This is a genomic window from Sporolactobacillus terrae DSM 11697, assembly GCF_000648615.1.
In the GTDB taxonomy this organism is placed as follows: Bacteria; Bacillota; Bacilli; order Bacillales; family Sporolactobacillaceae; genus Sporolactobacillus; species Sporolactobacillus terrae.
Genome location: NZ_JFZC01000015.1, coordinates 89,664 through 112,096 on the forward strand (window position 1 = coordinate 89,664; position 22,433 = coordinate 112,096).

The window sequence follows — 22,433 nt, forward strand, 5'->3', positions numbered from 1 at the left end:
TTATACCTCTCCATTTTCTCTGTCACTCATCAAAGAGAATAAACTCGCGATATTTTCGAGAAACCACATCAAGGATTAATTCTAAACCAATCAGTGAATGAATTTGTTGCTTGTACTGATGATCCGGCAGCGGCGTCGCTTCAAAGAAAAAGGAATAATTGGCATTTTCACTCAAATAATTACTACCAAACTTAGTAAACGTGGCAATCGGTATATTCCTCATTTTCAACATTCGCACTGCGTCTTTTATACCAGGCGTCTCTCCACTCAATGAAGTAAAAATAATCAAATCATCTTTCCTTATAATCGAACTGCTCATCAACAAATTGGACTCTCCGGAGATCAGCATATTGGCACGTTTTGCGAGCATCAAGTCCTTAGAGAATTCTTTGGTGAAGTTATTCTGCGAAAAGCCGGTAGCATATAAGAAAACCATGCGTGCATCTTTCAATTTCTGCAAAAAAGGCTGGAAATTGGTTTGTTTTACATAGCGCATGATCCAATCCAAGTCCTGTTTTAATAACTGAGTCAAGTCAGAGGGTTCAAACGCGGGGACCTTCATGGACTCACGAATGACATATTTTAATTCTGAAAATCCGCGATACCCCAATTTTTTTGCAAAGCGAAGTACGGAGCTTTTTGAACTGAGCATTGCTGCTCCCAGTTCAACAATACTCATATTAACCACATCCTGCGGTCGCCTCATCATGAACTTTGCCATTTCCTTTTCTGAATCGGTCAGTTGATCATAATGCATCTTTATACTTAATTCGAAATCCATATGCTTCCACCTTATAAAATCGATCGTCTCAAGTACTATTTATTACCGATACTTCTTACTCTGTTCCTTCTCAGTATACAGCAATAAAGGCGAGTAAGAGACCGTTTCTTACTCGCCACATGTATCGTTTATTCTTGAATAAGATAGATAACCGCTTCATAGGGACGGAGTTCTAAATCCGCCAATACTTCTTTGCTATCATGGTAATTTGAGAGTAACAATTTTCCAGAAGCATGCTTTAATTCTTCAGGTAAACGATAGTTCACCTTTTTTTCTGAGAAGGAACAAATGACCACTAACTTTTGCTTTTGAAGAATACGCATGTAGCCATAGACGTCGGAATCGGTTGGATTAATCAATTCATAGGTCCCGTCAACCACAACCGGCAACGTTTTGCGGAGGCGAATGAGCGCCCTATAATGATAATAGACCGAGTCTTTATCTTTCAGACATTGCGCCACATTAATGCGTGCATTATCCGGACTAAAATCAATCCATGGTGTCCCAGTAGTAAATCCAAATTTTTCTTTTCCGTTCCAAGGCATCGGTGTACGCGCGTTATCCCGAGATTTCAAAAAAATGGATTTTTTGATATACGCTTGCGAAAGCCCCCGCGCTTCAAAGTCCTTCTTCACCCCTATGGTTTCAATATCCTTATAGTGATCTAGCGAAGCAAAGCGAACATTGCGCATGCCCAACTCTTCTCCTTGATAAATATAGGGCGTCCCTTTCATCATATGGAGAAGGGTGCCAAGCATTTTCGCAGACTCCACCCGATAGTCCCTATCATTCCCAAAACGAGTCACCGCGCGTGGCTGGTCATGGTTACTCCAATAAAGCGAATTCCACCCATGACCTTCCAGCTTGCGTTGCCATTCGCTCAAAACATCTCGCAAATCACTCATCTTAAAACGCACATCTGAAAATTTACCATAGGGTCCGTAGTCCAAATGCATGTGGTCAAAATGAAAGACCATATTTAATTCGTTGCGATCAGGATCCGTGTATAGGATTGCTTGATCACTCGTCGTATTGGCTGTTTCGCCAACGGTCATGATCTTGTAATTACTTAATACTTCTTGATTCATCTCATGGAGAAATTCATGGACACGCGGACCATTCGACGCGCCAATATAATAGGATTTACTATAATCAGCATCATCTGGGGCATCCGGCCAGTCCTGACGTTTGCTAATTAAACTAATGACATCCATTCGGAATCCATCAATTCCAAGTTCAAACCAAAATTTCATCATGGCATAAATTTTTTCACGAACTTTTGGATTTTCCCAGTTTAAATCCGGCTGTTCTTTCGCAAATAAATGGAGATAGTATTGCCCGCGACTTTCCACATACTCCCAAGCCGGGCCACCAAAAGTGGAGCCCCAATTCGTTGGCGGACTTCCATCAGCTTTCGGATCTTTCCAAATATAAAAATCGGAATACTCATTATCACGCGATTCGCATGATTTTCGAAACCATTCATGCTGATCGCTTGTATGATTCACGACCAAGTCCATGATAATTTTGATACCGAAAGAATGCGCTTTATTTAAAAGGCGTTTGAAATCAGCCATAGTTCCATACTTAGGATTAATTTCGAAGTAATCGGAAATGTCATAGCCATTATCGACCATCGGCGATTGATAAATCGGATTCAACCAAATCACATCAATACCTAATTCAGCCAAATAAGGCAGTTTTTCATGAATTCCATTTAAGTCGCCTACTCCGCTCCCTGTTGTATCTTTAAAGCTTTGTGGATAGACTTGATAAACGACGCTTTTTTTCCACCAGTCTTTTTCCATCATTTTCTCCTTACTCATCGTCTTCATCTTCTTCAGGCCTATTTGATATAAAGTCATTCACATAAACCAATTGTTCCTTCGCTTCATTTAGCGACAAGCGAATTTGTTCCGCTGTTAGATACGTGCCCTCTGGTTTCAATGCTATGGCCAAGACAATGGGTAGATTGATTCCGGTAATCACATGGAAATGCGGACGTGCAGTATATTTGGCAAAGGATTGATTGACCGATCCTCCTAATAAGTCTGTGAAAACGACAACTTCATCTTCTTGATCCACCCCTTTTAACAAGGCGTCAATTTCTTCTTGAATCGGTGTATTCGTCAAATATGCCGAGAGTGCAGAAACGTTGTTGCGTTCACCCGTAATGTAGTTCAACGTGTCTTGTATCCCTTGTGCCATTTTGTGATGGCTCGCAATGATGATTTTTCGCATTGTATTTCTTTTCCTTTCTTTAAATGAAACACGGCGATTTTCCTCACTTTAAACGCCTAATATTCCAAAGAATGAACAAACTAACGCCAATCCGATCACTAGAAAAATAATTTGGGTGATGCTCAGCTTTTTTGAAGCAATTAATTTGTAGACGACATAAGTTAACACTGCCGGAAGTAACGCCGGCATGATCTTATCTAAGATTTCTGTTTGAATAGGCAAGGTCACTTTCCCTGTTTTAAATTCAAGTGGAATGTTCATTTTCACAACGGAAGGAATTAATGCACCAACGACAGTTAATCCCATGATTGAAGCGGACTCGGTAAAAATGTTCAGCCGATCGCCAAGAGCAGTGATTAATTTCAATCCAGAGCTATGTCCCATTTCGAATAATTTCACACGAAAAAAGAAGAAGAAAATATTTAATAACACCCAAATGATGGCACCTGTCGGATTGCCTTGCAGTCCCATATAGCCAGCAATTGATCCCATAATCGTTGGATAAAGAACCCAAACCAACGTGTCGCCAACACCGGCTAATGGTCCCATCATCCCCGTTTTGAATGCTTGAACAGCATCTTTTGATTTAATTCCGTCCTTTTCTTCCATTGCCACAGAAGCACCGAGGAGCAAATTTGCCATCCATGTTGTTGTATTGAAATAATTAAAATGATTATTTAACGAGGCCTTATAATCATCATCCTTTTTATGAATTTTCCGCAACACTTTACTAAGCCCGTACACAACGGCAGGCGCTTGCTGATTTTCATAATTAAATGTATTACAGGCCATAAACATATAGCGAATAGCTGCTTTTCGAATATCTTTTTTCGTGACAGCATCGGTCTTCTCCGTGTTATTCATCAAAGTCATCTCCCTCGCCAGCGTTACCCGCTTCTCCAGCACCAGCCGTTACCGGCGTTTTTTTCATGTTTTGCGTGAAGTAGTAATAAGCAAAGGCAAAACCTAAGAGTGCAATGCCCAGAATTGGTAATTTAAGATACGCTGAAATGACAAATCCGATTAAAAGCATGGTTAAATATTTTTTGACCGGCATAAATTGAAGTAATAGTGCAATACCGACTACCGGAAGCATTGACCCGGCAATGGACAGTCCATCTGTAAACCATTTTGGAACAAATTCTAGAATCAAACGCACAAGCCGATCACCAAACAACACACACAGCGCTGTAGGAAGAGCTGTCGTTAAGCCAAAGATGAGTGGTCCTATCCAGAAAATGCGTTCCATTTTCTTGAATTTCCCTTGATTTAACGCGTTTTGAGCGGCATGTGAAACATACGAATTCAACAATTTGCCTAGAACATCCAATTGAATACCCAACATTCCAACTGGGACACCGACTGCCAGAGCGATGGCTTTCGCATTTTCGACATCATGAGTTGTTCGAAGCGCCACATAAACACCGACAAGGGTTGCAAGACCATAGTTTGGTACCGATGAACCGCCAATGTTGGCTACTCCCAAAGCCATTAATTGAAAGGTTCCGGCTATAATCATTGCTGTAGTCACATCGCCCATAATAATGCCTGCAATCATCCCAATAATCGCCGGGTACCATGTGGTAATGACAAATCCCTGTTGGTCAAGCACCATCCAGAAGGCCAAGGCAATGATAAGTACTCCTTGAATAATCTCCATTTTTTTCTCCTCTTCCTAGTCATGAGTCATTGCGGACATCATGTGCAACGTCAACGTTCGATTGCTTAGTTAATATAAGTTTCTAGTGGCTCTTCTACTTCCCCAGGCACAAAGTGAAACGTAACGGGAATTCCTTTTTCTTTTAGAGCTTTTAAATCAGCAACTTCCTTTTCATCGACAGAAACCATTTTCTTCACTGTCTTTTTTCCCTCACCGTCAAAAATGATTCCTACGTTCACCTTCGGAATGTGAACGCCGCCCTCAGCAAGTTTTAATAATGTTTCCGGCTCACGAACAACTAATAAAACATTATGGTTGTCATACTTTCCCTTATTAAAGTTGGTAATTGCCGTTTCCGTATCAATGATTGACATCCCTGTTCCTGCAGGCTTACTCATGCGCATCGCTACTTTTTGGGTTTCATCTTTGCTCACTTTGTCATCGACGACCATCAATCGCTTTGCCTTTGTATGCGCTGCCCATTGGGTCACTACAATTCCGTGAATTAAACGTTGATCAATTCGTGCAAGTACCAGTCCCATCGTACAGACCCCCTATTGAATGCGTTTTCTTTTTAACTACGGGTAGAGCATAACACCCTATGAAAACGTAAACAATAGATTTTAAACAAGGCGGGAAATGGATAGGAACATCGAGAAAAGGTGTCCAATCATAGGGAAATTTCCCGAAACTTTATTGATTCAACTAGATAATGGTTAACGATCAGCCAATAATGAGGAATCATTCAAAAGCTTCAGAATGAGATGAAACGTATAGAGGAAGAGAACGAAAAATCACTAAAACGATGGAGAGTGAGAAGATCCGTTTTTCCGAGGCATCTTTCGTAATTATTGTAGCTAAAATTTTATAAAAATTTATTTCTATGTTCATGCATAGAGTTGCTTTTCGCTAATTTAGCAGAAAGGCACTATTGGCTTTCCTATTTATATCATCGTCATGCTGTATAAATCGAGTTTTGATTACCTGGGTATCGGGGTATCGGCCTGAAATGCAAACGATTTATACCAAGGTTACGAAATTTAACAAAAATAAAATCAAGGTATGGAATGCCGTTAAGCGGCAGAGGTATTAACCTATGATACGTTGCGCTTGATCCTTCTCTACAAAAGTAAAACTTAGAACGCTACTCTTTTTTCTAAGTCAAAATACGCTTCGGATAACCAGGGATGCAATGAAACATGAACGTTGTTCATCCCTGTTAAAATGTACAATCAGACAGATAACTAGCGAGTTCTTTTTTCATTTTTCCATGCTTTTCTTCACTAAATTGCTTGTCATCATCAAACCAGTTCGACGAATCATAGAGCCACACCGGCTTTTTTCGTCGTTCTTCGCTTTCCCACTCGTAGCGGGGAAAAATGTGTGCGTGTAAGAACGCATCAGCATTGCCCAATAGGTCGTAATTAACGCGGAGCGGGTGACAAACCTTGAGGATTGCGTCACCAATTAAACTCATATCAGTTAAAAACTGTGAACGTTCCGGAACGGCTAAGTCATTAAGGCTAAACACTTCTCTTTTCGGAAGCAGAACGCAATAGCCCGGCAAAAATTGTGTATCACCAATTACCGCGTAGCCGCTTTTCAATTCTGCAAGAACCATCGGATTGGTTCCGTTTTTCGCTGATTCGATTCTGTTTTCCTTCCAGTTCATGATGCGTAACACCTCCTTTTTTTCTTGTTGCACCACGATATTCCGGTCAAAAAGGATCGAATAACGTATCCCTTTTGCTATAATGAGGAAAAAAGAGAATTCACATGATGCAAACCGCAACAGCTGTCTTACCCATTTTTATTTTGATTTACATCGCAATTCCTGTCTTCATCATCTGATACATGCTTCAATTTTTAAAAATACATAAAGAATGAAACGATGTGCTCAAAGCGATTGCCCAAAAGCTAGATAAAAAGGATCAGTGACAGGGGAACCTGTCTTTTTCGTTTTCCAAAAAACGGGAAGGAGTGCGCTCTATAGCTCAATCCAGTACCGCTGCGTGATTCGGTCCCCATGCCGCAGCTCATTTTCAAGAATACCGCCATTATGAATGATTGTTTTTGCGGAACCTCTATTGTTCTTGTCACATGTGAGGAGCACGCGTTTCAGATGAAGCGCCCGCGCCTTATCGAGTGCAAGCGCCAGCATCTTAGTCGCAAAGCCCTTGCAACGTTCCGAAGGCCGAACACCATACCCAATGTGACCGCCAAGATCGAGTAAAGCTTCGTTCAATTCATGGCGCAAATGCACCGCCCCGTACAGACGTCCGTTCGCGTCCGCTAAAAAATACAAGGTTGCCGGAACCCAGCCACGCTTGCGCACCGCAGCGGTTTTTCCTTCCTCAAGCTCCGCTAAAAATTGTTGGTAGCTGATCGCTCCTTTCGCGGAAGCACTCGGAATGATTTCTTCCCCGGAAGCTACCCATCCCGACAAATAGTCGTTAAACGCATCTTCTAGTTCCGGAGTCAGCTCTACTAATTGAACCATACGATCACCTCAATGGTAGACTTTGATGCAGAATCTGCGGTTAGCCGCAAATCGCTCAAACTTGCTTGCGATAAACCACCTCAAAAACTTCGCAAAAGCACGGAATCTCGTTGTGAAATGACCGCCCTGCTTCTGCATATTCCTGCTTAAAAAAGGCCTCGTGGACGCGTCGCCAATAAGTAAGGGAACGGTCTCCTTCGCCTTCGTGATAAGCGTGTTCCCATGTGACCAAGTTATAGGGAACAATTTCCGTGACAACGGTCTTGGTAATCGCTTCCGGCTCACCATTACCATTAAGAATAATGTTGTACTCTCCGACTTGCGGAAGCGGTTCCTCTTTTTCATAGAGTTCATAGGCGGAGGTTGTCGCCGTTTTGATTCCCCGAACAACCAACTCTGCCAAATCATCAGCCATTTCAGGGGTATTGCCGAACGCCCAAGCCTGGTAGTTGTCATGCGTTAGGCCTTGCTTTGTTTTATACTCGTTCCAGAACTTTATAATCGCTTCATCGTTTGCCATTGACGTACTCCTTTTATCGACTTGATTTCTGAATTTAATATCCGCTGCCACCTATTAAATTGATTGTACAATGACGGCAAATAAAAATCCAAGGAGGAGCGCGACCAATAGATGTTGGGGGCGGTTAACGTATCGATCATTGAGCATGAAAACGGATTTTGATCAAGCGTTATGATACATTAGTGACAACGTTAGCTTTCCTATAATAAAAGGAGGTATCTTGATGAGCAAAGTGAAAATTGGAAAAAGTCAGGTTGAAACGGTTCCTCTTGGTCTGGGTACAAACAAGGTCGGAGGTCATAACTTGTTTTCCAATTTATCAGAATCGGATGGTCTGGAAACCGTTCATGCTGCGCTTAAATCGGGGATTCAATTGCTTGATACAGCTTTTATCTATGGAAAAGGACGCTCTGAAGAACTGATTGGTGAAGTCATTGCTAATTTTCCAAGAGAGCAAGTGATCATTGCCGATAAAGCCGCCCATGACTTCTCAAGCGGTGAGATGGTGCTGAATAATAATCCCCAGTTTCTGAAACAATCGGTGGATGACGCACTGAAACGACTGAAGACCGATTATATCGATATTTTTTATATACACTTCCCTGACAAAGAGACGCCAAAAAGTGAAGCAGTCGGCGCACTTCAAGAATTACGAGAAGCGGGTAAAATTCGTGCCATCGGGATTTCCAACTTTTCATTTGAACAGACACAGGAAGCCAATCAGGATGGCTATGTTGATGTCATTGAAAATTACTACAGCTTGATTCACCGTGATGAGGAAGAGAAACTATTTCCTTACTTGCGTGATGCGGGTATTTCTTTTGTTCCGTACTTCCCGCTTGAATCCGGATTGCTCACAGGCAAGTTTAACAAGGATACGACCTTTGCAGAAAGCGATCCGCGCAGTAAAGATGCGAAGTTCAATGGCGAAGCGTTCCAAAAAACAATCCAGAACTTAGACGCCATTCGCTCAATTGCACAGAATCATCATGTTGACGTCCTTCAAGTCGTACTGGCATGGTACTTGGCAAATCCCGATCTGACTGCAGTGATTCCAGGTGCGCGTAATGCCGGTCAAATTCCAGGCATTGTCCACGCGCTTGATGTAAAGCTCTCAAAAGAAGAGTATGATCTCATCGACCGAACCTTCACAAACCGATGAACACGATCAAAAAGAAGCGCTGTACGGCGCTTTTTTTGTTTTGCTGACCTGCCACTTAGTCAATACTCGGACTCGAGCGTTTTGATAAAGGCGTATTGATCACATTTGATGATCGACAAACAGATGATTAGGTATATCATCCAATGCAAAAAATTGATTATTCATCGATTCTTCATTGGATTCACTTAGCTCACCTTCAAAGTCGTGACAGGTAAACGAAATGAGAACAAGTGAAACTTGGTCGCCAGTTGCAAACATTTTATCATACTGTGGTCCTGAATGAATGCTGAATGGCCCAAGTTGTCCCAAGTACTGAAGATGTCAGTGGTTTTTACCACCTCAATAGTTTTTTTCGCGTGGACAGAAAAATACAAGACAGCTATGGCTATCGACCACTTTTGTGCTTTTATCAGTCACTTTCAAAAGTTTATCGACCACTTTTGCATTTTTATCAGTCACTTTCAAAAGTTTATCGACCATTTTTACATTTTATCAGTCACTTTCAAAAGTTTAATTTCCCGAGCAATGGTGACGATGCTCTTCTGCCTGTCCCTTGTCCCAAACCGCTTATATTGATTCTGCCGATCTTTTAATCTATAGTTATAATAAGTGTCCCTTTGATTATTTATCCGCTGATTTTCATCAAGCGGTCATTTTTGCATAGATTATGTACGGAGGTTCCTCGGCCTAGAAAAGAGATGGACAATTGTGAGATTACTTGTACTGATTAATAATTTATTTATTTTTATAATCCTCTCGTTAATGAATACGCTGATTTCGATCAAGCTTCCGCCAACCATCTTTCATATCGATGGTTGGCTGTTCCGAACAAGACGCTGGGAAAAAGACGGCGCTTTCTATCAGCAATGGTTTGGCGTGAGAAGATGGAAGAGCCTCTTGCCGGAGCTCAGCGATTTTCTGTCCTTCCTTTTTTCCAAAAAGCAAATGGAGCATTCCGGTTCTGATTATTTATATCGCTTTGCCCAAGAGACTTGTCGTGCCGAGCTTGTCCATTGGTGCATCATTATCAGTATGCTTCTGTATATGCAATGGACGCATACGGGCATGTCCGCACTGATGTTTTTCATTGCGGTTCTATGCAATCTTCCCTACATCATCATCCAACGCTATAACCGGCCTAGAATTTTAAACATTTTGGTCAATAAAAGGAATGGACTTAGCGAAAATAGTATCAAAGAGCTAGAACTACTTCATAAAGACATCTAAAGGGGAATTATTCTGTGGCTAGAATCCTGTTTCTTTCTTCGGAACATACAGGCTGCGGGCATAAAAGCATTACCGAGGCCTTGAGCGAGCAGCTAACGCTTCTTTCACCGGATAGTCATTACATAGTGATTGATGGATTTGAACTCGGCAATCGGCTTCTTCGTTCATCAAGCCGCAATTATGACTCGTTTGCGGTAAAACGTCCCTTATTATGGGGACTCTTCTATCAGTTGAGTAATCCATTTAAGGGTTTCATTAATACATTTATTGCGCACAGCATTCGGAAACCGCTGTTAAAAAAGGTTCGCGCCTTTCGTCCGGACGTCATTGTGTCCGTGCATAACCTCTTTGTTGGTTCGGTGATCAGCGTCTTAAACCAAGCACATCTGGATATCCCGGTCGTTTCGTTGATTGCAGATTTAGACAATGTCACAAACTTGTGGGCGGACAAACGGGCAGCCAATGTGATCTGTCCGTCTGAAGAGACGCGGCGGCAGATGCTGAAGGCCGGCATGGCACCGGAGCAATTAGTGAAGACCGGCTTCCCGGTACGCAGCGCGTTCTGCACATTACAACGTCCCGAACTTTGCCTTGCAAACAAGCATTTCATTTCAATTTTATTAATGAGCGGGAGTCAGGGATCGGCTCAGGTGCTGAAAATCGCTCGAACATTGGTTCACAATAAAATGATCCGCCTAACCATTATTGCCGGACACAATACAGTTTTAAAGAAAACACTCGAACAAACCCTAGCTCCCTACATTGGCAATCAAGTGACCATTTACGGGTTTACTTCGGAAGTGAAGGCGCGGATGATGGAGGCGGATCTTCTGATCATGCGGGCAAGTCCTAATGTCTTAATGGAAGCAGTCAACCTTTGCAAACCCGTCATCGTAACCGGTGCGCTGCGCGGACAAGAGGCGAAGAATCCCCAGTTTGTTGTCACTCATAAATTAGGACTTTATTGCAGAGATGTGCAGGATTTGCCAGAGATGATCGCAGAATTATCGGCGCATAGCGGTGAAAAGTTGCGGCAAATCGCTGAGAACCAGTACCATTTCAGGAAGCCTGAGTCTGCTCGCGTGATCACTGAGCGGATCATTCAGATCGCCAAAGCGAAAAACTCGTCCCAAGATCGGCCGATCGCTTAATCGATTGCGCCGTTCAAAACCGATTCCAGGGTGCAGGTATATGACCAAAAAAACAAAACTCAAACTTATAGTCGGTATTATCATTACAATGCTTGTGATCTATTATTCATTCAAAACACTTGGTCGTTTAGACCTTAGTCCGCTGTTCCATGCGAACATTAATGGATTTCTGGTCTTCGTTTCCGTTGTGCTCACCCTCTATTCAAACTATGTTCGCGGACTTGGCTATACATTGGGCATCGATTCGGCGATTGATCGGCTGACCGCCCTGCAGATCGTCGGCATCGGACATGCGGCAAACATGATCCTTCCGCTCCATATTGGGGATGGTTTACGTTTCGCGTTCTTCCCGGATGGCTACAGCGCGCTGCGGCGAACAAAACTCGTCATGATCCCAGCGGTTGCGGATTCGATTGCGATTATCCTGATCTCACTGCTTGCGGTTCCATTTTCCAGATTTACCGACCCGGTGATTGTTCACCTACTCTGGATGCTTTTCTTTGCCTGTATCGCGCTGATCGTGTTGCTTCTCGCCGGTTTCTGTTTTGTGCCGCGGCTGCGCCGCTTCATTCGTCGTTATCTGACCATCAGCATGTTGAACATGATGCTTTGGGTGCTTTTCTCCTATGTTCTCCTGCTTGTGGCCACCTGGGCGGGACTGGCCGCATTCGGTTATAGCTGGCACCAATCGCTTCGCTTATCGCTGGCGGTTTTTGCTACAACGAATTTCGTCGGTTTTATCCCCGCCTCGCCCGGTGCCGTCGGTCTTTTCGAATACGGTGTCATCGTTGCTCTCGCCGGACTAGGCATACAGCAGAATGCCGCATTGTCGGCCGGCCTCTTGCTCCACGTCATCCAATACGCGGCATTGCTTCCATTGGGTCTTGTCCTTTTTATTCTGGCGCTACGCGGAAACTATGGAAAAACAGTCAAAAGGGCACTGCATCAGAAGTTATAACCCTTGCAGTGCACATCTTCCTGTAGGAACAACCAATGATCATTGGTTGCAGCTTTCATTGCCTTTGATTGTCCCTTCCTGATCAGCATCGGACTTTTGTTTGTTGCGCTAACAAATAGCTGATGATCTCCTTTCGTCGAATAATGCCGATAAAGACGCCGCTGTCGTCCACGATTGGAACAAAATTTTGTGTCAACGACGTTTCGATCATATCTTCAATGGCGACATTAATCGACATCGCCGAACTATCCCGATGGCGCGGCACATGACTCAATGGCAGATGTTCTGTATCTTTAAAATCGAGCGATGCATGGTTCTTCAAGTTCCAAAGCATGTCGCCTTCGGTTAGGGTCCCCACATACCTCCCACTTCGATTTAGCACCGGAATTGCGGTATAACGATAATGCTCCATCTTTTCAAGTGCCTGCCTGATGGTCCAATCCTCATAAACAAATTCCACTTCGTTTTTCGGAGTAATCAGAAATGCAGCGTTCATGCTCGACTCACTCTCCATCACTTTGTTTCATCGTCCACCTAACCATTCGATGAAACCGTATACATTGTGGCTATCGTATCGAAAGGGGAGGCAATTTGTTCCGTATTCGCCGGATCAATAGGGATCATCCGCACGTGATTCTTCTATAGAAAAAGACGCGCTTGTTACCTGTGCAGCACCAGTGGTTCATCACGGCACTGCTTTTACTGATAAAAAATTTCTATTTCAACATTCTTCGATAGTCAAAATAAGCCATTTATACTATTATCTTTATATCACAAAAAAAAATAATGAATCATGAAACCGAGTGACATTCATGCGAATTACGGAGGCCCGCGACCATGCATAACGATCAAAAGCAGTGTGCAGATCATCAGAATGGGGATACCGCCCAGTATCCTGATTTATTTTATCGTTCATTATTTGACAACAGCCCTGATCTCATTTTCTATATGGATGTGAATGGAGTCATCGCTTTACCAAACAAACGCTTTTCTAAGTTTATTGGCTATCCGGTCAATGAGATCATCTTAAAGAAAATGGATCAGTTTCTGGCAGATGAACAAATTCCCTCATTCACCACTGCTTATCAGAGGGTGCTGCTTGGTGAGAAGCAGTACCTAAATTCCGTTTTCGTGCACAAGAACGGCAGGCGTTTCGATGTCCATTTAACGATGCTCCCGACTACGTCTGAGAATAAAGTGATTGGCATGTTTGCGGTTGCAACCGATGTGACGCAAACCAATCGTTTGAAGCAATCGCTTATCGAATCGGAAATACTCTTCAAAAGCATCACAGACAGTGCTTCTTTTGCGATCTTTATTTTTCAAGGAAAAAAACTCATTTATGGGAATCCGCAACTCTATGCATTTCTTGAACCAGAGCTCGCAGGAGATGCATGCATTCTTGATGTGCTGCATCCGGATGATCAATCGAACGTTCGATCCATTACCGATCAATTAGTCGCTGGAGAGAAAGGCATCGATTTTTCATTTCGAAAGATCAGAGATGGTGAGATGCATCACTTTGATTGCTCGATTAAGAAAATTATCTATCGCGACAAAGCAACGTTTATCGGCAGTATTCAAGACGTAACCAAACGCAAAGAAGCAGAAGCGTTAACCAAATACCTGATTAATCATGACGAATTAACCGATCTGCCTAACAGCAGATTTTTCCGCAAAAAACTGGAACAGGAATTGATTGTCAGCAACTCGCTGCACCAGAATCTGGCTGTAATGTATTTGGATCTGGAGCGTTTTAAATACATCAATGATACATTAGGCCATCCGACCGGTGATGAATTGCTAAAACAGTTTGCGAAAAAACTGAGAGCTTTACTTGATGTGCGTCATTTTATCGCCCGAATCAGTGCCGATGAGTTTCTCATTCTCTGTCCAAATGTCTTCTATCCAACGGTCGTCAATCTCGCAGAAACCATGGTCAGCGCATTTGACGAACCGTTCCTCATTAACGATTACCGGATCCCGGTTTCACTCAATCTTGGGATCAGTATCTTTCCTGATGATGGCGATGATGGCACAACTTTAATGAAACATGCCGACGCTGCACTTCATTGGGCACAGAAAGACAAACATAACCGTTACCGGATCTTCACATCCACGATGGATATCACTGGCTACAAGCGGTTCACCTTAGAGTCAGACTTGAGAAATTCACTCGATTTGCATCAATTCGACTTATATTATCAGCCCAAGGTCGATCTCTTTACCAATCAAATTGTGGGCGCTGAGGCACTGATCCGCTGGAATCACCCAAAATGGGGGCTTGTATCACCAACGGAATTCATCCCGCTTGCAGAAGAAATCGGCGTTATGCGTCAAATCGACCGCTGGATCGAGGAGACGGCATGTCGCCAAAATAAGGCTTGGCAGGAAGCTGGACTACCCGAACTCCCAATTTCCGTCAATTTAACGGCGTATCGTTTTCTAGAAAACGACCTCGTTACACGTATTCTGGAAATTTTAAATCAAACAAAACTGGACCCGCACAATTTGGAAGTTGAGATTGTGGAGACCTCGCTTCTTGAAAATGAAGCAACGGTTCTTTCGATTTTAGATGGCCTCAGAGCAAACGGAATTGGCATTCATCTTGACGACTTCGGCACCGGCTACTCATCGCTTTCTTATCTGAAACGATTCAAAGGCAAGATCGATACGCTGAAAATTGATAAATCGTTTATTGATGACTTGAATGCAACTGGCGATAACAGCTCTCGGTTTATTACGCAATCAATCATCGATCTCGCTCACCATTTGAACATGCGCGTAGTCGCAGAAGGAGTCGAAACGCAAGAACAGCTGCAGTTGCTGAAAGAAATCAAATGTGATGTCGTACAAGGTTATTTATTTTCTAGACCCATACCGGCCGACCAGTTTGCCAAATTTGTGCGCAAACAACGTGGCCGTTCCGCCGACATAAGCCGACATGCTCAAAGAAAGCCTCATAAAAATAGGCGTAAGTTCTTTAGAGTCGCCCTTAAATCGCCGTTAAAAGCGTCCGTCACATTAGATCATTTCCATGGTCAAACGGTTCGTCTCGGGCAATCGCGTATTTTAATTGAAAATATCGGGCTGGGCGGATTGCGCTTCTTATCGGATTTACGGTTCGGGATTGATTCCTCAATGATCTTAAAAATAGAAACAACGATTCTTGGGAAGGCAGCTACATTCTATGGTTCAGTCGTTTGGGCGAAGGAACTCAAAACAGAGATTTTCCAGTACGGGTTCGTATTTAACATGAGTGAGAAGGAGCGGACACTCCTCTCGCAGCAGCTCAATCGTTTGGCACATATGCTCAAAACCGCTTCGCCTACTCCCAATCCTGATTTCGTAACGACGGACAAGTTCGACTTTTTCTCAAACGTAAAGGATTCACGGTAAGAAAAAGCCGACCATGCCATGGTGCGTGAATCCATGAATTTAAGCGCGCTTCTGCACCTGTTTATATTCATGTTCGAGTTCTGATAAGGATAATTCAAAGAGATGCTTTCCATTTTTCTTGTAGACATGATGGGCAATCAACCGTTCAATTAATTGTTCACGCCTGTTTTCAACGGTCTTTCGAAGCGCACTATTCATGATGCTGACCACTCCTTACAAAAAATTAAAACCTGCTTTCCCTTCACGTCTAAGAGGAGGAAGCAGGTTTTTATTCGATCGTGTCCTCGACTTATCTTCAAGCAACGTATTCTGCTTGTGGAATTAGCACCGTGCCACGTGTGGGTCGGTTGCTGAGGCTTCGCAGGGCCAATCCCTCCGCCTCTCTGGATAAGCATGACTGAATCATGGCTATTCTTTTGGTGGTGATCACAGATCTGTCGTTTACAATGTGCATGCTTTGCTAACGTTCATCAGGCAGCGACGGTTCGGGTCTTTCTTCATCTTTTAATGCTTGCAGAACAGCGATAGCCGATCGGTAGTAGAAGGTGGCTGCTGTTTGAATTCCGGCAGGATCAACACGGAACGCAGGATGATGCCAGTCCTCCGGTCCATTCGAACCAATAAAGGCAAATACGCCCGGAACTTCACGCTGGAAACATGAGAAGTCATCGCCGGCCACCGATAAGTCTGGGGTAACCACGTTAGTCTCCGCTTTGTTTGCATCGTAAATGATCTTCGCTATTGTTTCATTATTAAATACTGAAGGCGTGCCTTGCCCCCACTCAACCTGAACCTGCACATTGTACGCATGTTGAAGTCCAGCAGCAATTGCTTCAAATCGGTCAATGATTAACACGCGGTCCTCATCATAAAAAGTGCGTACCGTACCCAACAGTTCAACTGCTTCAGGCAGCACATTCCAGACATCGCCGCCGTGAATACTTGTGACACTCACCACTGCTTCATGCTTCGGAGTGATGTTGCGGCTGACAATCGATTGCACCGTTTGAATGAACGATGAGGCAGCAACGATCGCATCTCGCGTGCGTTCAGGAATCGCTGCATGTCCGCCAATGCCATGAAATGTAACTTTAAACTTATCGCAAGCAGCCATTAACGGACCGGATTTGATGCCAATCGTTCCTACCGGCAGATCCGGTTTATTATGCACGCCGATCACCGCACGAAGTCCTTTGAGCTGACCGTCATTAACCACCTTAAGCCCTCCGTGTCCCGCTTCTTCAGCAGGCTGGAAAATCAACCGAACCGTACCCGGGAGTTTCGGCTGATTTTGCTTTAACAGATCGGCAGCCCAAAGCAAAGCGGTTGTATGAAAATCATGGCCACAGGCATGCATGACACCGTCATTTTGCGACTTATAAGGCAGATCGGTTTGTTCAAGGATCGGCAAGGCATCAATATCCGCGCGAAGTCCGATAGCCGGACCGTCCGGATCACCTGAGATATCGGCGAAAACTCCCGTTTCAAGATGGCTCTCCCTTAGCGAAATGGAAAGGTCCTGAAGCCTTTTTTTAATCAGATTGGTTGTTTCATGCTCGTGCAGCGATCGTTCCGGGTGCTGATGCAATGTTTTAAAAAGCGTGAGATATGTTGTTTCTTCATCTAAAATTTGGCTCATCTTTTCTATTCATCTGCCTTATGATCGAGACTGCGGCGTAAGCGTTGCATCGCTGCTTTCGTTTGCAAGCGTCTCCACCTGATTTAATGCATTCAGAATAAACGCTTCATCAAATGTTTTGAAGACAAAACGGAAACCAATCTCCGTCTCCACGCATTCTTTGGCCAGAATTTGCTTCGCCTCATTGACATTCTTCAGTCTGAACTGCTCCAATGCGTCAATGAGACCAACTCGCCTATAAAAAGGCAGCAGCTTGCGCACTTCCGCATGCTGTCCCAATGTGGCAAGCAGGACAAGCAACCCATATGCGACCTTGATGCCATGCTGGTAGCGGCTCATGCCTTGGATCTTGATCATCGCATTATGAATCGCATGGGCACCGGAAGCGCGCCCATAATCGCGGGCGAAACTGCCGACCGTTCCGGAAATTCCGACAATAACATCAGAGATAATTCGGAAGGCCGGACTGATTTGGTGGCGTTCCATGCTTGTTACCGCTTCTTCGGAATACTGAAGCAGCAACTTTTTTGTCTGCAGAGCTGCACTTAGTCCAAGTGAAACAAAGGGATCGTTTTGCTGACTCTCATCTTTCCGAATCGCCTCTGCTTCATACCACTTGGCTAATGTATCGCCAATCCCGGCAATATAATAATCCTTTGGTGAATCAATGAGTAAGGATAAATCGACGAGCACGGCATAGGCGGTTTCTTGAAAATGATCGCGGCCGACATGCTCATGCTTTTGATTGTAGATGATGGCCAGTGGTGTATAGGCGGAACACGTACCCAGAACGGTCGGAATGCAGATGTACTGCGCGCGCAGCCGGTGATTGACGCCTTTTGCAGTATCTAGAACGCGACCACCGCCGATTGCGATGATCAGATCTGCCTGCCCGATTTCACGAGTCAGCCGATCCATATCTTCATGGCTTGATGTGCCATCGTAATGATGGACCGGCCACTTAATCTCTTTCTGATAAACCGTTTGAAAAGCAGTAAACGACTTTTTTCCTGTAATAATATGAACGGATGCAAACGGAACCGTCAATTCATCGAGATGACAGATCGCATCCTCTGAACAGAGATATTGACTCGGACCGCCTCGGACAATCTTACCTAAATCCATGGATTTTTCTCTCCTTCAATGATGACTTAGTCAAACGCTTTGGCCAATGCTTGATCCAGATCAGCAATGAGATCGTCTGCATCTTCTAGACCAATTGACAGACGAATCCATGTGTTAGTCAGGCCGCTTTTTTCTCGAGCAGCTATGGGAATTTCACGGTGAGTGGTTCGGCCTGGATTCACAATCAACGAGCGTGCGTCGCCGACATTGGGCAAATAACTAAAGATCTTGACCGCATTTAAAATTTTCTTTGCTTCGGTTTCGCTGCCATCAACTTCAAATGCGAAAATCGCACCGACGCCTCGGGGAAAATCACGGGCAACAAGTTCATGCTGCGGATGATTCGGCAATCCTGAGTAATGCACCGCTTTCACGTGTGGATGATTAGACAGGTGCCGAGCAATTTTCTCCGTACTGGCAACTTGTTTTGCGAGACGTTCCGACAACGTTTCAATACCTAAAAGCACAAGGTAGGCATCAAACGGACTCAAGGCTGCCCCAAGCAGCCGAAGGTACTTCACACGAATTCGTGCTGTGAATGCTTTCGCTCCGAATGTTTCGACAAAACTTCGTTCAACCTGTTCCTCTTCATCTCCCAGGACATAATCCTTCTCTTCAAATTGTTTGAAACGCCCATTGCCGTAATCAAACTGCTCTGCATCAACAATGAGTCCCGAAACCACCTCACCATGCCCGCTGATTCCTTTTGTTGAAGAATAGACGACAAGATCGGCACCGTGACGAATTGGGTTAAATAGATAAGGGGTCGGAAAAGTATTGTCGATGACCAGCGGAAGTCCATGCTGATGTGCCCGTTCCGCAAGTGCTTTAACGTTTGTTACCATTGTATCAGGATTTGTGACACTTTCTGCAAAAATCGCCTTGGTATCTGCTTTGATTGCCGCTTCTACTTGTGCCAAATCGTTGATGTCATCGATAAAGTCAAACTGAATGCCGAATTTAGGAAATAGCGTGCGAAATTCGTCAAAGCTCGATCCGTAGATATTCGCAGCGGTAATGATTCTGCCGCCGCCTTCAGCCAAATTAAGCAACGCATAAGAAACGGCAGCCATTCCTGATGCAACTGCCACCGCTTCTTTTCCACCATCCAATTCGGCAATTCTTTTTTCCAACACAGCAGTCGTTGGATTACCGATTCGCGAATAACTGAAGCCTTTTTCTTTAAGATTAACTAGCTGTTCTGCACGTTCTGTGTCACCAAATCCGAAGGCGACCGTTTGATAAATCGGAACTTGCGATGCATTGTTATGCTGCGTGCGGTCATAGCCTGCATGTATTTTTAATGTGTCAAAACGATGCCTTGATTCTTCCATCATTGATCTTCCTCCATTTCTAATTCAACACCTGCACATGCTCAAAGGTATTGCTGATAGGGAATATGCAACCGATCTGAGAGAGCCGTCATTTCATTGAGCGTTTTAAGATCAATTGGAATACCATTTTTCACACGATCTTCAAGTGCGTCAGCCTCTTTGTCACCATGTATGTAGATTTTCTTTCCCGGCTCAGGGGGCAGTCTGCGTATGCGTTCAAGCATTTGCGATAAAGCGTCTGTAATCTTGTTGGCATCCCCGAACAAGTGAAGATTAATTGCGGCAAAAAAATGGCTGATCCCTTTCGTCCTTCCGTCGCCGAGATCGGCGGAAAGATTGCCTTGTGAAAGAATGGACGTCAAAATTTCTACGAGCAAAGCATTACCAAAGCCTTTGTACCCGCCGTTTTCTTCTCCTTGCCCACCCACAGGAAGCATGCCGCCGATTTTAGGAACATGCGATAAGTTTCGCTGCAACGTACGCGCATCGCGGCTGATTCGGTTCTTGTTGTCGACCGCCCATGCTCCAGGAATGCTTTTTTTCTGTTTGGCGTAAATCTCGATTTTTCCGAGCGATACGACCGTTGTCGCCGCATCATAAAGAAAATCATGCGGCGCAGCCGGCAGTGCAAAAGCAATGGGATTACTGCCGAGAAATGGACGCATGGCATAGGTCGGAATTAAAAAAGGATTCGAATTGGTTGCCGAGATACCGAACATCTTTTTCTTACTGGCCAGCTTGGCATAGTAACCGGCCATGCCATAATGATTGGAATGGCGAACGGAGACAATGCCGATGCCGCGCTGCTCCGCTTTCTTAATCGCCAGCTCCATGGCCTTAATGGCAACAAGCTGCCCCATTCCCTCATGCCCATCAATCACCGCGCTGACCGGTGATTCACGAATAACCTCCGCAACTGCACCGACACGGATGTCACCGGCACGGATTTTCCGATCGTACATGGCCAGACGCTGCACGCCGTGTGATTCAATGCCGAACAGATCAGTTGCTACGATGGATTGGGCAATGGCCGCGCTGCTTTGTTCTGAAAACTGATAAGCTTCAAAAATGCGTTTTACCCATTGCTGGATCCCGCGATAATCGTACCGTTTACTCATCTTCAGTTCCCTCACAGATCCCGATCAAGATATACAATATCGTCTCTGAAGTTCCAACCTTTTTGTCTCCAAAATTGTTTTCCCTCCTCATTATTAATGACGACAAACAAACCTATTTTTGTAATCTCATCTCGTTTAAACTGTGCACAGACTCGGTCAATCAAGGCCGTACCGATGCCTTGACCTTGTTCTTTAGGATCAACTGCCGTGTGGTAGATAAAACCTTTTCTTCCATCGGTACCGCCAAGAATCGTACCAATAATCCGGTCGTGATCGGCGGCAACAAAACAGGTCTCCGGATTTCTTTGAATCATCCGGGCAATTCCTGCGTAGCTGTTGTCCAGAGACGCCAAGTTCATCCCTTGAACCCGCGTCCATAGATCATAAGCCCTTTCATAATCGTCAGGGATCATTTTGCGAATTTCCATCCATGTCTCACTCCAAATGTTTTTTTTGCTTGGCTTTATCCAGTGCCTGAGTCAGATCCTCAAGCAGGTCTTCGCCATTTTCAATGCCGATCGCTAGGCGAAGCAATCCCTTTGTGATGCCTATTTTTTGCTGAAGAGCCGCATCAAAGGATTCATGCGTCATCGTCGCCGGCTGGCAAATCAAACTCTCTACACCGCCTAAACTGACAGCTAGATCAAATAACGATAAAGCGTCAACAAACCGATCCTGATCATACCCGGGAGTAAGACGAATGGAAATCACCGATCCGTGCCCCGAAGCTTGCCGCTCCTGAATGGCCTTTTCTTCACGCGAAAAGGATCCTGGATAATACAAGTGTTCAATACCTGGATGAGTGCTGAAAAACTTGATGATCCGATCGGTGTTCTCTTCCTGACGATCGAGACGAACGCTTAACGTCTTGATTCCGCGAATCAGCGCATAGGAATCGGTCGGACTCAGAATTCCGCCGAGCGTATTTTGTAAAAATTTCAGCTTCACGGCAATGGATTCCTGATTAGTCGCAACCAGTCCGGCAAGCACGTCCGCATGACCACTCAAGTATTTTGTGGCTGAATAGAGCACGACGTCTGCGCCCAAAGCAAGTGGATTCTGATAATAAGCGGTTAGAAATGTATTATCGACAATAAGCAGTTTGCCTTTCTGATGCGCGACTGCTGCGAGACGCTGAATATCTGCAACGCGAAGCAATGGATTTGACGGTGTCTCAACATAGAGCGCTGCCACATCATCATCCAAATCCGCTGCCGTAAGATCGTTAAAATCATGAACCAGTTCATAATTAATCCCCCGATCCTTGAAAAGGTTGCTCGCATAGCGATAGGTTCCACCATAGACATTATTGTTCAGCAACACCTTGTCACCGGAATGAAGCAGACTGAACACAGCCGACACGGCCGCCATGCCCGATGCAAACGCATAGGCATAATCCGCTTGTTCTATTTTTGAAAACAAGTGTTCAAGATTATTCCGTGTCGGATTCCCGCCTCTGGCATAGGCATAGGACTGAAAGTTATGCAGATCCTCCTGTACATAAGTGGTTGCGAGATAGATTGGCGGTACAACCGCGTGGTCTGGATTGTCTTTGGCGTCAATCCCCTTTACAATCAATGAATCTATTTTCATCCTGCTCTTCCTCCTTGATGCATTA

At 44.4% G+C, this 22,433-nt stretch carries 23 protein-coding genes and 1 riboswitch; of the genes, 5 read left to right on the forward strand and 18 right to left on the reverse strand.

The window, feature by feature from the left end:
* Window positions 1-22: 22 nt before the first annotated feature.
* The 9 genes from AA84_RS0102535 to AA84_RS0102575 all read right to left on the reverse strand — a co-directional run bounded on the left by AA84_RS0102535 (window position 23) and on the right by AA84_RS0102575 (window position 7,702).
* Window positions 23-781, reverse strand: coding sequence for a MurR/RpiR family transcriptional regulator (locus tag AA84_RS0102535; RefSeq protein WP_028975886.1), 759 nt, complete (start codon window positions 779-781; stop codon window positions 23-25).
* Between the two features lie 128 nt (window positions 782-909).
* Window positions 910-2,607, reverse strand: coding sequence for a glycoside hydrolase family 13 protein (locus AA84_RS0102540; RefSeq protein ID WP_037562740.1), 1,698 nt, complete (start codon window positions 2,605-2,607; stop codon window positions 910-912).
* On the reverse strand, window positions 2,600-3,022 hold the full coding sequence (locus tag AA84_RS0102545; protein WP_028975888.1) for a PTS sugar transporter subunit IIA: 423 nt from the start codon (window positions 3,020-3,022) through the stop codon (window positions 2,600-2,602). Before AA84_RS0102545 ends, AA84_RS0102540 begins: the two co-directional genes overlap by 8 nt.
* A gap of 48 nt (window positions 3,023-3,070) precedes the next feature.
* Window positions 3,071-3,886 (reverse strand): PTS system mannose/fructose/sorbose family transporter subunit IID, encoded by an 816-nt coding sequence (locus AA84_RS0102550; RefSeq protein ID WP_028975889.1) that lies wholly within the window; start codon window positions 3,884-3,886, stop codon window positions 3,071-3,073.
* Window positions 3,879-4,682 (reverse strand): PTS mannose/fructose/sorbose/N-acetylgalactosamine transporter subunit IIC, encoded by an 804-nt coding sequence (locus AA84_RS0102555; protein ID WP_028975890.1) that lies wholly within the window; start codon window positions 4,680-4,682, stop codon window positions 3,879-3,881. The genes AA84_RS0102550 and AA84_RS0102555 overlap by 8 nt, the downstream gene beginning before the upstream one ends.
* 65 nt (window positions 4,683-4,747) lie before the next feature.
* On the reverse strand, window positions 4,748-5,224 hold the full coding sequence (locus AA84_RS0102560) for a PTS sugar transporter subunit IIB (protein WP_028975891.1): 477 nt from the start codon (window positions 5,222-5,224) through the stop codon (window positions 4,748-4,750).
* A gap of 677 nt (window positions 5,225-5,901) precedes the next feature.
* Complete coding sequence (locus AA84_RS0102565) at window positions 5,902-6,354, reverse strand: HIT family protein (RefSeq protein ID WP_010024932.1); 453 nt, start codon at window positions 6,352-6,354, stop codon at window positions 5,902-5,904.
* Window positions 6,355-6,669: 315 nt separating this feature from the next.
* Window positions 6,670-7,182, reverse strand: coding sequence for a GNAT family N-acetyltransferase (locus tag AA84_RS0102570; RefSeq protein WP_028975892.1), 513 nt, complete (start codon window positions 7,180-7,182; stop codon window positions 6,670-6,672).
* A 55-nt stretch (window positions 7,183-7,237) separates the two neighbouring features.
* Window positions 7,238-7,702, reverse strand: a complete 465-nt coding sequence (locus AA84_RS0102575) for an ASCH domain-containing protein (protein ID WP_010024934.1) — start codon at window positions 7,700-7,702, stop codon at window positions 7,238-7,240.
* 223 nt (window positions 7,703-7,925) lie between these two features.
* Between AA84_RS0102575 and AA84_RS0102580 the strand changes: the two genes are divergently transcribed.
* Entirely contained in the window at window positions 7,926-8,864 is a 939-nt protein-coding gene (locus AA84_RS0102580) for an aldo/keto reductase (protein ID WP_028975893.1), read from the forward strand.
* A gap of 99 nt (window positions 8,865-8,963) precedes the next feature.
* On the opposite strand, the gene AA84_RS18905 is transcribed toward AA84_RS0102580, so the two are convergent.
* The gene (locus tag AA84_RS18905; RefSeq protein ID WP_160168686.1) at window positions 8,964-9,122 is read right to left on the reverse strand and encodes an NUDIX hydrolase; all 159 of its coding nucleotides are present in this window, start codon (window positions 9,120-9,122) and stop codon (window positions 8,964-8,966) included.
* 450 nt (window positions 9,123-9,572) lie between these two features.
* Between AA84_RS18905 and AA84_RS0102590 the strand changes: the two genes are divergently transcribed.
* The 3 genes from AA84_RS0102590 to AA84_RS0102600 are packed head-to-tail and all read left to right on the forward strand — an operon-like array spanning window position 9,573 to window position 12,200.
* Window positions 9,573-10,091: a glycosyl-4,4'-diaponeurosporenoate acyltransferase CrtO family protein gene (locus AA84_RS0102590; RefSeq protein ID WP_037562745.1), complete on the forward strand. Its 519-nt coding sequence runs from the start codon at window positions 9,573-9,575 to the stop codon at window positions 10,089-10,091.
* A gap of 14 nt (window positions 10,092-10,105) precedes the next feature.
* Complete coding sequence (locus tag AA84_RS0102595) at window positions 10,106-11,242, forward strand: MGDG synthase family glycosyltransferase (RefSeq protein WP_028975895.1); 1,137 nt, start codon at window positions 10,106-10,108, stop codon at window positions 11,240-11,242.
* 40 nt (window positions 11,243-11,282) lie between these two features.
* Window positions 11,283-12,200, forward strand: coding sequence for a lysylphosphatidylglycerol synthase domain-containing protein (locus AA84_RS0102600; RefSeq protein ID WP_028975896.1), 918 nt, complete (start codon window positions 11,283-11,285; stop codon window positions 12,198-12,200).
* Window positions 12,201-12,282: 82 nt separating this feature from the next.
* Here AA84_RS0102600 and AA84_RS0102605 read toward each other — a convergent pair whose 3' ends face one another.
* Entirely contained in the window at window positions 12,283-12,696 is a 414-nt protein-coding gene (locus AA84_RS0102605) for a CBS domain-containing protein (protein WP_028975897.1), read from the reverse strand.
* Between the two features lie 341 nt (window positions 12,697-13,037).
* On the opposite strand from AA84_RS0102605, the gene AA84_RS18270 reads away from it, so the two are divergent.
* Window positions 13,038-15,599, forward strand: coding sequence for an EAL domain-containing protein (locus tag AA84_RS18270; protein WP_051577783.1), 2,562 nt, complete (start codon window positions 13,038-13,040; stop codon window positions 15,597-15,599).
* Between the two features lie 39 nt (window positions 15,600-15,638).
* On the opposite strand, the gene AA84_RS18530 is transcribed toward AA84_RS18270, so the two are convergent.
* The 7 genes from AA84_RS18530 to AA84_RS0102645 form a co-directional block, all read right to left on the reverse strand.
* Window positions 15,639-15,797, reverse strand: a complete 159-nt coding sequence (locus AA84_RS18530; protein WP_081788005.1) for a Fur-regulated basic protein FbpA — start codon at window positions 15,795-15,797, stop codon at window positions 15,639-15,641.
* A gap of 88 nt (window positions 15,798-15,885) precedes the next feature.
* Window positions 15,886-15,993, reverse strand: a riboswitch (SAM riboswitch).
* A gap of 66 nt (window positions 15,994-16,059) precedes the next feature.
* Window positions 16,060-17,238 carry an amidohydrolase gene (locus AA84_RS0102620; RefSeq protein WP_028975898.1) on the reverse strand — a complete coding sequence of 393 codons (1,179 nt, stop codon included), beginning with the start codon at window positions 17,236-17,238 and terminating at the stop codon, window positions 16,060-16,062.
* A gap of 18 nt (window positions 17,239-17,256) precedes the next feature.
* Window positions 17,257-18,363 (reverse strand): iron-containing alcohol dehydrogenase family protein, encoded by a 1,107-nt coding sequence (locus AA84_RS0102625; RefSeq protein ID WP_028975899.1) that lies wholly within the window; start codon window positions 18,361-18,363, stop codon window positions 17,257-17,259.
* A 26-nt stretch (window positions 18,364-18,389) separates the two neighbouring features.
* Window positions 18,390-19,700 (reverse strand): O-acetylhomoserine aminocarboxypropyltransferase/cysteine synthase family protein, encoded by a 1,311-nt coding sequence (locus AA84_RS0102630; RefSeq protein WP_028975900.1) that lies wholly within the window; start codon window positions 19,698-19,700, stop codon window positions 18,390-18,392.
* Between the two features lie 38 nt (window positions 19,701-19,738).
* Window positions 19,739-20,815 (reverse strand): Ldh family oxidoreductase, encoded by a 1,077-nt coding sequence (locus tag AA84_RS0102635; RefSeq protein WP_028975901.1) that lies wholly within the window; start codon window positions 20,813-20,815, stop codon window positions 19,739-19,741.
* Window positions 20,816-20,826: 11 nt separating this feature from the next.
* A complete protein-coding gene (locus AA84_RS0102640) occupies window positions 20,827-21,243 on the reverse strand; it encodes a GNAT family N-acetyltransferase (RefSeq protein ID WP_028975902.1) in 417 nt (138 codons plus the stop codon).
* Window positions 21,244-21,250: 7 nt separating this feature from the next.
* Window positions 21,251-22,408, reverse strand: a complete 1,158-nt coding sequence (locus tag AA84_RS0102645) for a trans-sulfuration enzyme family protein (protein WP_028975903.1) — start codon at window positions 22,406-22,408, stop codon at window positions 21,251-21,253.
* Window positions 22,409-22,433: the final 25 nt, after the last annotated feature.